The sequence below is a fragment of the Mariniflexile sp. TRM1-10 genome, assembly GCF_003425985.1.
Classification (GTDB): Bacteria; Bacteroidota; Bacteroidia; order Flavobacteriales; family Flavobacteriaceae; genus Mariniflexile.
This window is the reverse complement of sequence record NZ_CP022985.1, coordinates 4,442,917-4,455,667: the sequence shown is the minus strand read 5'-3', so window position 1 is coordinate 4,455,667 and position 12,751 is coordinate 4,442,917. Positions and strand designations below refer to the sequence as shown.

The window sequence follows — 12,751 nt, the reverse complement described above, 5'->3', positions numbered from 1 at the left end:
GCTTTAAAAATATCAAAAATCAAACACTCTTATATTGTACTTTTTATAGTATCCCCAAATTTTAATCACACTTTAATCTAAATTTTTATGAAAAAACAAACTTTTACTAAACCTACAGTAAATAATGCCATGTTATATCGAAAAGCATGGATTATAATAGCCTTTTTGATGCTCACTAGCTTGATACAGGCACAATCGTTTGTTCATCCTGGTCTTTTACATACTCAGACCGACCTTGATCGCATGAAAAACAAGGTTGCGCAAGGCGCACATCCATGGATCGATGGATGGAATCTTCTCATACAAGATCCAAAAGCTCAAAGTAGCTATGTTGGAAGACCAGATGCAAATATGAACCGCCGACAGTTGATGTCTGACGATGCCATAGCTGCTTATTTAAATGCCATCAGATGGTATATTTCCGGGAGTACCAGCCATGCACAATGTGCTATAGGTATTTTAAATAATTATTCAAATACGGTCGATCAGATACCATCAGGAGGTAATACCGATATCGATGGATTGGGCGGGATAGGAGTTGCGATGATGTGTAATGCCGCGGAAATTATGAAACTTTACAGCGGCTGGAGCAGTGGCGATATTAATAACTTCAAAAGTATGATGGTCAACTATTTTTATCCGCTTCGCCACGAATTTTTGACAAACCATAGAGGATCTTGTATTTCCAACTACTGGGCAAACTGGGATGCTAATAATATTGCAGCATTGCTGGCAATTGGTGTAGTGGCTGATAACCGGGCCATCTATAGTGAAGGTGTTGATTACTTTTATAATGGTGCTGGTAACGGTAGTATAAACAATGCTGTACCCTATGTTCACGCAGGAGGCCTTGGTCAATTCCAGGAGAGCGGCCGCGACCAGGATCATGCGCAATTGGCAGTTGGCCTTTTAGCGGACGTTTGCCAAATTGCCTGGAACCAGGGAGATGACCTTTTTGCTGCGAGCAACAACAGGCTACTTGCCGGCGCTGAATACGTGGCCAGATACAACTTGATGCAGGATGTGCCTTTTACGACTTATAACAATTGTCAGCCAGCCAATCATGATTGGCCTGCTATCAATGCGCGCGGAAGGATACATGAACGTCCTATATGGGAATTGCTTTATAATCATTACGTGGTGCGCCAGGGGTTAAGCGCTCCATTTACCCAGCAGATGGCAGAAGTGGTGCGACCGGAGGGTGGAAGTAAAGACCATTTAGGATATGGCTCACTTACCTATACTTTAGAGCCATCAAGCTTTCCTCCAAATCCTGTTCCTGGCGTACCTTTAGGGTTAACTGCAACTGCAGGTACCAGCCAGGTAACTTTAACCTGGCAACCACCCAGTGATCTTACAGCGAACGGTTATGTAATTCAGCGATCTATCAGCAGCGACGGAGGTTTTTCCACAATAGGAACCTATAATGCATATATAAACACAAAATATGTTGATAATAATCTTACCAATGGAACTACCTACTATTACAGGGTAGCCGCTGTCAATCAGGCGGGCACAGGTGCGTATTCAGCAGTGTCCAGTGCCAGACCGTTGGCAACTGGTGCCTTACCTACCGGATGGAATAGAGCTGAAATCGGAAGCCAAAATGCAGGAAATGCAACTTACGCTAATGTGAGTGGAGGAACATTTGTTGTCAACTCGTATGGTACCGACATAACCGGCACAATTGACAATACTACGTTTGTTTATAGAGCAATTACAGGGGATGGTTCAATTACTGGTCGAATTACCGATATCTCCGGAACATTGGCAAGAACCGGCCTTATGATTCGAGAAACATTGAATGATAATTCTAAAGCCGTAGCAATGACGGTTGGCGAGGGAGGATGGCGCTTTGCAAGAATGGGTTACAGAACGTCAACCGGAGGCAATACGGCTTCGAGACTTGGCAATACTTATACGTGGCGCCCTGCATGGTTCCGGATTGCAAGGTCAGGCAATATTTTCACGGCTTATGAATCATCGGACGGGGAAACATGGTTTGAAGTGGGTTCAGTTAATATCAGTATGTCATCATCATATTTTATTGGTCTTGTGGCATGTTCTGGCAACGCTACTGCAATGAATACTACGGTTTATGACAACATAACACTTACAGGTTCAGTTGGTGGGGATACTGCATTGGGAACAGTGAGCTGGGAATCTTATAACTTTGCTGACTATTTCATTAGACATCAAAATGCAATAGGAAGAATAGACCCAAATGTATCTCCTGTAGATGATAAGCAATGGGAGATGGTTACGGGGCTTGCAGATCCTAATGGAATTTCATTTGAATCCGTCAATTTTCCTGGTCAGTACCTTAGACATTCTACCAATGAGTTGGTTCTGGATTCTGTTAGCAATAGTTCCCAGCAAGGAGATGCTACTTTTTATATCAGGGATGGATTAGCCGATGTTGGCTGGATATCATTCGAATCATATAACGTTCCAGGTTATTATATCAGGCATTCCAATTATGTGTTGAAAATCGATCAAATTTCGGGCAGCACAGCTGAGCAGGATGCTACTTTCAGACAAATAGGCGATATACTTAACGGATCGGTTGTACAATTAAAAAATCGGACGACAGGTCTTTACCTTGATGGCATGGGACGGACTACAAATGGATCAGCCTGTGGTCAATGGGCCAATACCACCAGTACCAATGCACAATGGACTATTCAGGAATATAATGGTAACTACAGGGTACGGAATGTGAGTACAGACCTTTATCTTGACGGCATGGGACGAACGTCAAATGGATCAGCTTGTGGCCAATGGGCCAATACCACCAGTACCAATGCACAATGGCGTATTGAGCCATTCGATGGTAATTATTATAGGATTCAGAACGTGAACACTGGACTTTACCTTGATGGCATGGGACGAACTGCAAATGGAGCAGATTGTAGTCAGTGGGCAAATACAAGTAGTACTAATGCCCAGTGGGAATTGGTTTCGATTTCATCATCGTCAAAAATAGTTTCGTCAATTAAAGAGGAATCTATATCGTCCTCGACAACAGCAGCTTCGTCAATTGTAGAAAACTCTGTTAAAACTACAGGGATAGAGGTTTATCCTAACCCTGTTTCAAACAAGCTTACAATACAACTAGGCGAGGATTACCCTGAAAATACAGAAATAACTCTGCATGATACCTTAGGTAAACTGATTACAAGTGCTAAAGTAAAAGGCAAAATATATGAATTAGATTTTAGTACGATATCGAGAGGAGTTTATATTATTACTGTGATAAGCCCAGAAACACGTGTTTTTAGGAAAATAGTAAAAGAATGAGAGGTTTTTTAAATTCTTATGTATGTATATCCTGAGGGATTTGAAGTTTGATTATGCTTTGTTAAATATGTTTGATTTAATCTAAATGATTCCCCGAAGGCTCTGTCTCCAATTCACCTCTCCTTTGGAGAGGCCAGAATTGCCTTTTCGGGCAGTTCTGGGTGAGGTAAAATACAAAATTTCGGTTTTTGACCCTGAAGTCAAAATGAAACAGGCGAAACCTGTACTGAGCCTAGTCGAAGTATACCTCTATGGCTCTGCGAGGATAGTCTGTTTCAAGAAATTTTTAATAGGTGCCAACAATTTAAAAACGTACTTATGAGATTTGAAAATTCTAATTATTATAATATAACAGACTCAAAAATGGTAACTCTGTCTATAGGGGATTTTTATTTTTTGGACTCTTTCTGTATTGCAGAAATTAAAGAGGGTGTGCATATTGGGACAGAGGAATGCCAAGAAATAATCATAGCTTTGGTAGATTATTACGGTGAAGATTTAAAGATAGGATTCATTTCAAATAGAATAAACTCGTTTTCCATTGATCTTAGCCAATGGGTAAAGTTTAATATTGATTATGATTTTATTATCGCGATTGCAATTGTTTGTTACAATGATTTAAATTTTAATATTGCCACAATTGAAAAAGAACAATCCACTTGTAGTACTAAAAGGTGTTACACACTAAATCAAGCCATTGAATGGATAACAAATTTAAAAGAGTTTAAAAACATGTCACCTGAATGTTAGTGTCCAAACCGTCTGATGTTGAATTATTACATTTAAATTTTAATCTAAATAATTCCCCGAAGGCTCTGTCTCCAATTCACCTCTCCTTTGGAGAGGCCGGAACTGCCTTTTTGGGCAGTTTTGGGTGAGGTAAAATACAAAATTTCGGTTTTTGACCCTGAGGTCAAAATGAAACAGGCGAAGTACTTCTATGGCTCTGCCTTGAGGATAGTCTGTTTCAAGAAATTTTTTATTTAATTTGGTTTATTTAATTTTACAACAATTACCTTTAATAAACTTAAGATGAAAAATATAACGCTAATAGTATTCATAGTTTCCATGTTTTCTTATGCACAAAGTACAAGAGAGACAATGGAAACAGGACCTTTCGAACCAAATTGGGAATCTTTAAAACAATATGAAGTTCCAAAATGGTTTAGAGATGCAAAATTTGGTATTTGGGCACATTGGGGACCACAGTGTCAACCCGAAGCTGGGGATTGGTATGCTAGAAGCATTTATAATCAAGATCAATCGCAATACACATACCATTTACAGAATTATGGGCATCCATCCGAATTTGGTTTTAAAGATGTTATAAACGAATGGAAAGCTGAAAATTGGAATCCAGAAAAATTAGTTGCTTTATATAAACGTGCGGGTGCCAAATATTTCTTTGCAATGGGAAATCATCATGATAATCTTGACATGTGGGATAGTAAACATCAGGAATGGAATTCTGTAGATATTGGACCTAAAAAAAATATATTGGCAGGTTGGGCAGAAGCAGCCAAGAAAAATGATCTGCCTTTTGGTGTAAGCATACATTCAGCTCACGCCTGGCGTTGGTATGAATCTGCTCAGATGACTGATGAGACTGGAACGTATGCTGGAATACCTTATGATGGAAAACTAACCAAAAAAGATGGGGAAGGGAAATGGTGGGAAGGTCTTGATCCTCAAAACTTATATGTCCAGAACCATCTTTTAAGTCAAGATAGTAAAAATATCAACTCAATCCATAATCAATGGGGTTGGGAAAATGGAGCAACTCCACCATCTGAGGAATATTGTCTAAATTTTTATAATCGTACAGTTGATATGATTAATAAATTCAATCCCGATTTATTATATTTTGATGATACAGCATTGCCTTTATGGCCAGTAAGCAAAGTTGGTCTTGACATAGCAGCACATTATTATAATTCAAACATGAAGTTGCACAACGGCAAACTAGAGGCTGTGCTGTTTGGAAAAATACTTACTGACGAACAAAAAGAATGCATGGTTTGGGATGTTGAACGTGGAGCCCCAGACGATATTCAAGAAAAGCCATGGCAATCATGTACTTGTATTGGTGGTTGGCATTACGATAGGGGTGTTTACAATAAAAATGCTTATAAATCTCCTAAAAAGGTTATGCAGATGCTTGTTGATATTGTAAGCAAAAACGGGAATCTTCTTCTTAATATTCCTGTTAGAGGAGATGGTTCAATTGATGAAAAGGAGTTAAAGGTTGTTGAGGGTATAACCCAGTGGATGGACATCAATAGTGAATGTATTTATGAAACGAGACCTTGGCATATTTATGGTGAAGGCCCAAAGGCTGAAAGTGCAAATCCGATAAATGCTCAAGGTTTTAATGAAGGAAAAGGAGTCCCTTATTCTTCAAAGGACATTAGGTTTACTAAAAAAGGAGATATTCTTTATGCTGTGATAATGGAGTGTCCTGAAAATAACGAAGAAGTCATTATCAAGTCATTGGCAACTGATAGTCCATACTATAATGAAGAATTAGATGAAGTAGAAATTCTAGGAGGTAAAATGGAATCATTTAAGTTTAATAAAGATGGGTTAAGTATTAAATTATCCAATACACAACATTTGATTTCACCCATTGTACTTAAAATTTTTTAATTTACATGATCGATTCTTAAAACAAACAGGCTTAGTGTAAATCTGGGTTCGATATAAATTTTGACTAAGTTAGATGTTAGAAGTACCATATTAGAAGCACGATGAACTTCCCTGATTAGAGTTGACCGATTTTAAACATTAATTTCATTGTTAAAAATAGTAATAGATTGTTGATGAAAAGTACTTTTCATCAACAATCTATTTTCAAATTCCATTGGGCTTATCCTTCCAATGTTATTATGTGGTCTTACGGTATTATATTGGTTGACTGCTTTTTTTACCATTCGCTTTAACTGCTCAAAGCTTTTGGGCTTCCAGAGTTCAATATAATCGTTCTTTATGGTTCTGTTTATGCGCTCTGCATAAGCGTTGTCCTGGGCTGTTTTTGCCATGCTTATTTCGCAGCCTTTACTCTTTAGAAGGTCAATATACTTACTGTATATATACTGGCTTCCTCTGTCTGAGTGGTGTACCTGGGGCGCTTTATTGCTTTTCAGGGCCATTTGAAGGGCTTTAATATTTGCCGAAGCCCTCATATGGTCCGAAACTTGATGGCCCACTATTTTCTTGGTATAGACATCTATTATAAACACCGCATAGTAAAACTTTTCACCGACACGGACATAAGTGATGTCGGACTGCCAGATTACAGAGGGTGCATTTACCTCCATTCCCTTTATTAGGTTGGGATAAGACACATTCGATGAAAAGGTGGTCCTCCTAAAGTTTTTTTTGCGCTTTAAACGATAGCCCAACTCCATAAACGTCTCTACAAATCGGTCCCTGCCCATAAAATCGGGACGCAATGTATCGTACATCTTCTCAACCCCACAACCGGGATGGTCTTCCCTTAACCGATCAGCTTCCATAACCAAGCCCATCACTTTTTTATCAAAGACCGCTTGGCGCTTGGCGTACTGATGGACGGCCTGCTTGCTGATACCTATGGTTCTGTACAACTGGTTCATAGAGAAGTTTATTTTCTTCTGGTTCCTGAGGAACCACTCGATTGTGGGGTGTTGGAGTTTTTTTTGATGTCGATATCAAGTTCGGTCTTGGCGATGTCGATCATCTTTTCAAGATAATCAATCTGTATCTGCTTTTTACCAACTGTTTGCTCCAGCTCCTTGATCCGTTGCTCAAGGGCTTTTAACTTTTGTGTGCTGCTGTCCTTCATCTCTATTATGCGTTGACCTCGCTCGTTTGACCGGGAATGTTTATATATCCAGTTGTAAATTGATCCTTTACTAAGTTTATGTAATCGCTCTAATTGTGGAACACTAAATTTACCACTTTCAAAATCATTGACAATGGACTTTTTGAACTCTTCTGAGTACTTCCGTTGTTTACTAATTAATTTTACATTTGTTTTCATATAAATTGACTTTAAGTGGTCAACCTATATCAGGGACGTACACGAAGTTCAGAGTTCAAAGTTCAAAGTTCAGTTTGATGTACCGATGAAGTTTGTTCAACGATTACACGGTTAAACAGTTAAAAGTTACAGGGTATGTTTATCAATAACTATTGTTTTGTAATGATATCGTTTAACTATTCAAACATCTGGATATCAGATTACATTATATCGAACTCACGTTGTAAGCTCTCCAAAAATCTAGGATTTAGTATTGAACTCGTTTAAACTTTTCGTAATTGGCTAAAAAATTGTCCTTTTTTTGTCCATGCGCTTTCTGGCCCATTGGCTACGCCGAATCTTCGATTTCACTAAAACAGTCCAGTGGGTTATTTTAGCGAACGAGCCAGCTGGCGTAGGGTTACATTTTCGCTTCAATCAAAAAAGTCTAAACGAGTTCATTGTTTAAAAATAGCTCGTTATTCTTTCCAGTTTAAAAAACCACCTTTTAAATCGAAAATCTCGATGAACCCCATTTTTGCTAACACGTGAGCAGCTTTATTACTTCGGTTACCGCTTCTGCAGTAAACATACACTGGTTTTTCTTTATTTAATTTCTCTAATTGCGCCTTAAAGCTACTTGAGAAAAAATCCATGTTTTTTGCGCCTTTAATATGTCCTGATTTAAATTCAATGGCTGTTCTTACGTCAATTAACTGTAAAGAATTACCTGTAATTTGTTGTTTGAACTCTTGAGGCGTTAATACTTTAATATGGCTGTTTTGTGCTTTAGCACCTAATAAAAATGAAAAAAAGGCCATAATTATAATGTTGTTGGGCATATGTAATCTGTTACAGGGATTCCTGCTTGCTTAATGGCAGCAAATCCATCAGTTATATTAATTAAGTTATGAATGCCTCTGCTTTTTAAAATAGAGGCAGCTATTACAGATCTGTAACCACCAGCACAATGCAGATAAAAGGTTTTATCTTCAGGAAATTCGGTAAGATGTTCATTTAAATAATCTAGGGAGGTGTGGTGTGCATTTTGAACATGTTCAGATTTAAACTCGCCGTCTTTTCGCACATCAAAAATAGGAACCTGTTCTTTTTCCAATGTCTGTTTTAATTCTGAAGCGGAAATGGATGCTATGGTATCATATTCTAACCCAGCATGTTTCCAAGCTTTAAAACCGCCTTTTAAATAGCCTAATGTTTTATCGAAACCTACTCGTGATAAGCGTATAATGGTTTCTTCTTCTTTTCCTTCTGGAGTAATCAGAAGAATAGGTTGTTCTATATCAGCAATTAGGGAACCAACCCAAGGGGCAAAATTACCTTCAATTCCAATAAAAATAGATCTGGGAATATGCCCTTTAGCAAATTCATCTTGATGGCGCACATCTAAAATAACAGCACCTGTTTCGTTTGCAAGATGTTCAAATTCTAATGGGGTTAAAGGTGTTGTGCCACGTTCAATAACATCATCTACATCCTCATAACCTTCTTTGTTCATTTTCACATTTAAAGGAAAATATTGAGGAGGAGGCAATAAACCATCTGTGACTTCTTTAATAAATTCCGTTTTGGTCATATTCGCACGAAGCGCATAATTTGTTTTCTTTTGCTCGCCAATAGTTCCAATAGTTTGTTTACTGAGGTTTTTTCCGCAAGCGGAACCGGCACCATGTGCGGGGTAAACTATAACATCATCTGCTAACGGCATTATTTTATTTCGGAGGCTTTCAAAAAGTAATCCAGCTAAATCTTCTTGTGTCATATTTGCTGCTTTTTGGGCTAAATCGGGTCTGCCTACATCGCCTAAAAACAACGTATCTCCACTAAAAATAGCATGGTCTTTTCCGTGTTCATTTTTTAGTAAGTAGGTGGTGCTTTCCATGGTGTGGCCAGGGGTATGTAAAGCTGTTATGGTAATATTTCCCAATTTGAAAACCTGCCCATCTTTGGCAATAATAGCATCAAAAGACGGATTTGCAGTAGGCCCATAAATTATGGGAGCGCCGGTAAGTTTTGAAAGCGTAACGTGGCCACTAACAAAATCGGCATGGAAATGCGTTTCAAAAATATATTTAATTTTTGTGCCATGGCGTTTCGCTTTGTTAATGTATGGTGTTACTTCTCTTAAAGGATCTATAATAGCCACTTCACCGTTACTTTCTATGTAATAGGCGCCTTGTGCTAAACATCCTGTATATATTTGTTCAATAGTCATAATCAAATAGGTGTTAAATGAAGTGGTTTAAACTTTTTCTAATTGGCTAAAAAATCGCCCTTTTTTGCCCACTCTACGTCTTTTTTTCTTTCCGTAGCGATGCTATGCAACTCAAAAAAGGCTTCGATTGGACAAAAAATGACTGATTTTCGCTTCAATCGAAAAAGTTTAAACCACTTCAATGTAAAAATAGGTCATTTTTCAAGTTTTGTCAGTAACAAAAGTTACAAGAACGCATCGTGGCTTTTTCTATTTTCTAAAAAATGGGTAAAACTTATTCATATTTCGTTGCTTTTTATATGTTAGTGCTATGCCTTGCAAAAAGTGTCTATCTCTACATTTTATCTTATTTTCGGTTAAAAACAAAAAGTCAAGAAGCTTTCAATTCTAGTTTTGGGTAAATTCCTTAATTATGATATAGACAGCCATTAACATGATAAAAAAACCAAAACTTTTTTTTAATTTTTTGTTCGATATAAACTTTGATAAATAACCGCCCAATAAAATACCTGCGATGGTTAGGAATGTAAATGTTATTAGGAATGACCAGTCTATATTTAATGTATATAAATCACCTAAAAAGCCAATAATCGAATTTATAGAGATGATAACCAATGATGTACCCACTGCATTTTTCATTGATAAACCAGCCCAAAGCACCAAAGCAGGTACATATAAAAAACCTCCTCCGGCACCAATTAATCCTGTAATAACACCTATAACTATACCCTGTATAAAAGTTTTATAATAAGGTTGTTTTACAAAAACAACAGTTGTTTTGTTTTTCGTTCTTATCATCAAAATTGCTACGACAAGCATAACGATAGCAAAAAATGCCATGATGGCGATGTCATTCGTTAAAACAAATCCGTTTAATTTGAAAATTTCGTCCGGAATGTTTGGAATCAAATAGCGTCTTGATATAAAGACTGCTAAAAACGATGGAAATGAAAAAGTTAGTCCTGCTTTAAAATCGACCAGTTTTTTTTGATGCTTTTGAATAACACCAACAACCGACGATGTACCAACTATAAATAACGAATATGCCGTTGCTACTACTGGGTTATAACCTAAAAGATATACCAATAAAGGAACCGTTAGTATAGAACCGCCTCCACCAATAAGCCCTAGAACCATACCAATTATAAAAGCACCTAAATACCCTAATAAATCTAAAATAGCCATAGTTATGTTTTACGTTACAAAACTAGACTACTAAAAAGGTTCATTAAGTAACATAAGTTACAAAGACTAAGAGACTGTTTAAATTTTTTATTTGGAATGTTTTATAGGGTATTTTTTTGTCAGACAGGGCGGAGCGTATAAAAAGGTATGGTAGACCTTTTTAGCGAAGGAGCCAGGCTGCCGCAAGGGAGAGGTACATAGTTATGGACCGAAAAATAGCTGAAGTATGGTGGAAAAGGGCGCATAAAAAGAGCCAAAGGATAAAGCTTAAACAGTCTCTAAAGCTCTAATATTTTGATGTTGTTTCTGTGAAGTTCAATTTTACCTTCATTTTCCAAGGTTTTTAATAACCTGGAAATAACGACTCTAGAGGTATGTAGATCGAACGCTATTTGTTGATGCGTTACTTGAACAACGTCATTATGGTTTACCATGGCTTTGTCTTTTAGGTGTTTAAAAAGACGTTCTTCCATTTTCAAAAATGCAATAGTATCAATAGCTTCCAAAAGTTCGGTCATTCTATCATGGTAACTTTGAAGAATAAAATTTTGCCAACTTTTATATTTTCCCATCCATTCGCTCATTTTTTCAACAGGAACCATAACAAGCTTTGTAGGTGTTTCTGTGACGGCTCTAATTTCGCTTTTTTTCTGCCCCATGCAACAAGATAAGGTCATGGCACAGGTATCGCCACGTTCAATAAAGTAAATTAACAGTTCGTCGCCTTTATCATCTTCACGTAAAATTTTTACAGCACCACTAACCAATAAGGGCATCGATTTTATATAATCACCAATATTTATAAGTTGGAACCCTTCAGGTACTTCTTTAAAAGTTCCAACACTGTTGATTTCCATTAACAAGTCATCTTCAAATAGATAACCATAATTCTCTTTTAATTCATTAATCATTTTTAATATGATTTAAGAAGTATAAAGGTATTGACTTAAAATTGAAATAAAGAAAAAATTGGTATCTTTAATATGGGTATTAAAGCAAATAATAACTTTCCAATTAAACAAAATCAATTGGTAGATAAAAATATCAATTTTATCTTTGTTAGATATATAGTTAATTTTATATTTGCACACCGGAAAACAAAAATGTTTTGTTAGTCGTGTTGAGGGCTCTTAGCTCAGTTGGATAGAGCACCTCCCTTCTAAGGAGGCGGTCGAAGGTTCGAATCCTTCAGGGCTCACTTAAGGAGACACTGTTTAGCAGTTGTCTCCTTTTTTTATGCCAATAAAGTTCTGTAAACCAAATTGTGGATCAAGCCCAATTGTTGTTTTAAGCAAAAATTGTAGTTAGTCTATAAAGGAAGAACTCTACATTTTTCGGATCATGACCAAAAGTTGTGTATGGATTTATAATGGATTGAATTGTCAATGATTCTGCCGACCAAAAAATAAAACCCTTGTAATTATATGATTTACAAGGGTTTTTGCGGAGAAAGAGGGATTCGAACCCCCGTTCTAATCCATTACTTATCAGTAATTTGAAATATATTTTAAATTAGGGTAACCTATTTTACCCCCTATTAATCGTAAATAATTCATTACACTTGTGAGTTGTAAATGTACTCATTTACAATGATATAACAAATAAAAACATTGCTAAAAATTGAACTAGTTATTTAAGTATTTAATGATGCTCTTCTTGATTAAAATTTGTTTGAAGTATTTTTCTATTTTAACCAAAAATCAAGTGAGTTACTTGTTCATATTTTATTCCAGCATATGTACAGAACTCTTCAATCGTTAGAAACTCATTTTCGAGCTTGTTGAGGTCTTTTTTTATCTTTTGCATCAATCTAGTACTTTGACGATAACTCTTGCCTGTTATGCGCTGTATGTCCTTCGGATAGATGCACACCCTCTGATTATTCAATTTCATACTTTATCTATACCTTTGATTAGGCTTTGACTTACTTCTGACGTGCAGAAATTCTTTTGCAATTTAATTATAATTTTTTAAACTGATTTATTATGTTTTTATGTTCATTTTGGACACTTATGTCAATTTTGGACATATGG

Annotated in this window: 9 protein-coding genes, 1 tRNA gene and 1 pseudogene; 5 read left to right on the top strand and 6 right to left on the bottom strand. The window is 36.8% G+C overall.

Going from position 1 to position 12,751, the window contains the following annotated elements; translation table 11 throughout:
- Nucleotides 1-87: 87 nt before the first annotated feature.
- From CJ739_RS20785 to CJ739_RS18395, 4 genes and pseudogenes are all read left to right on the top strand, one after another.
- Nucleotides 88-996 (top strand): annotated as a pseudogene (locus CJ739_RS20785) (alginate lyase family protein); the annotation flags it as partial.
- 180 nt (nucleotides 997-1,176) lie between these two features.
- Nucleotides 1,177-3,300: an AbfB domain-containing protein gene (locus CJ739_RS18410; protein ID WP_236951551.1), complete on the top strand. Its 2,124-nt coding sequence runs from the start codon at nucleotides 1,177-1,179 to the stop codon at nucleotides 3,298-3,300.
- Between the two features lie 318 nt (nucleotides 3,301-3,618).
- On the top strand, nucleotides 3,619-4,050 hold the full coding sequence (locus CJ739_RS18400; RefSeq protein WP_117177982.1) for a hypothetical protein: 432 nt from the start codon (nucleotides 3,619-3,621) through the stop codon (nucleotides 4,048-4,050).
- A 282-nt stretch (nucleotides 4,051-4,332) separates the two neighbouring features.
- Entirely contained in the window at nucleotides 4,333-5,946 is a 1,614-nt protein-coding gene (locus tag CJ739_RS18395) for an alpha-L-fucosidase (protein WP_117177980.1), read from the top strand.
- Nucleotides 5,947-6,077: 131 nt separating this feature from the next.
- Here the strand turns inward: CJ739_RS18395 and CJ739_RS18390 are convergent, their stop codons facing one another.
- The 6 genes from CJ739_RS18390 to CJ739_RS18365 all read right to left on the bottom strand — a co-directional run bounded on the left by CJ739_RS18390 (nucleotide 6,078) and on the right by CJ739_RS18365 (nucleotide 11,629).
- Nucleotides 6,078-6,914: an IS3 family transposase gene (locus CJ739_RS18390; protein ID WP_117177978.1), complete on the bottom strand. Its 837-nt coding sequence runs from the start codon at nucleotides 6,912-6,914 to the stop codon at nucleotides 6,078-6,080.
- A gap of 8 nt (nucleotides 6,915-6,922) precedes the next feature.
- A complete protein-coding gene (locus CJ739_RS18385) occupies nucleotides 6,923-7,321 on the bottom strand; it encodes a transposase (RefSeq protein ID WP_117177976.1) in 399 nt (132 codons plus the stop codon).
- Between the two features lie 458 nt (nucleotides 7,322-7,779).
- Nucleotides 7,780-8,121 carry a rhodanese-like domain-containing protein gene (locus CJ739_RS18380; protein WP_117179125.1) on the bottom strand — a complete coding sequence of 114 codons (342 nt, stop codon included), beginning with the start codon at nucleotides 8,119-8,121 and terminating at the stop codon, nucleotides 7,780-7,782.
- Nucleotides 8,122-8,123: 2 nt separating this feature from the next.
- On the bottom strand, nucleotides 8,124-9,533 hold the full coding sequence (locus CJ739_RS18375; protein ID WP_117177974.1) for an MBL fold metallo-hydrolase: 1,410 nt from the start codon (nucleotides 9,531-9,533) through the stop codon (nucleotides 8,124-8,126).
- Nucleotides 9,534-9,920: 387 nt separating this feature from the next.
- Complete coding sequence (locus tag CJ739_RS18370; RefSeq protein ID WP_117177972.1) at nucleotides 9,921-10,718, bottom strand: sulfite exporter TauE/SafE family protein; 798 nt, start codon at nucleotides 10,716-10,718, stop codon at nucleotides 9,921-9,923.
- A 278-nt stretch (nucleotides 10,719-10,996) separates the two neighbouring features.
- A complete protein-coding gene (locus tag CJ739_RS18365; RefSeq protein ID WP_117177970.1) occupies nucleotides 10,997-11,629 on the bottom strand; it encodes a Crp/Fnr family transcriptional regulator in 633 nt (210 codons plus the stop codon).
- Between the two features lie 213 nt (nucleotides 11,630-11,842).
- On the opposite strand from CJ739_RS18365, the gene CJ739_RS18360 reads away from it, so the two are divergent.
- Nucleotides 11,843-11,916 (top strand) — tRNA-Arg (locus CJ739_RS18360).
- Nucleotides 11,917-12,751 lie beyond the last annotated feature (835 nt).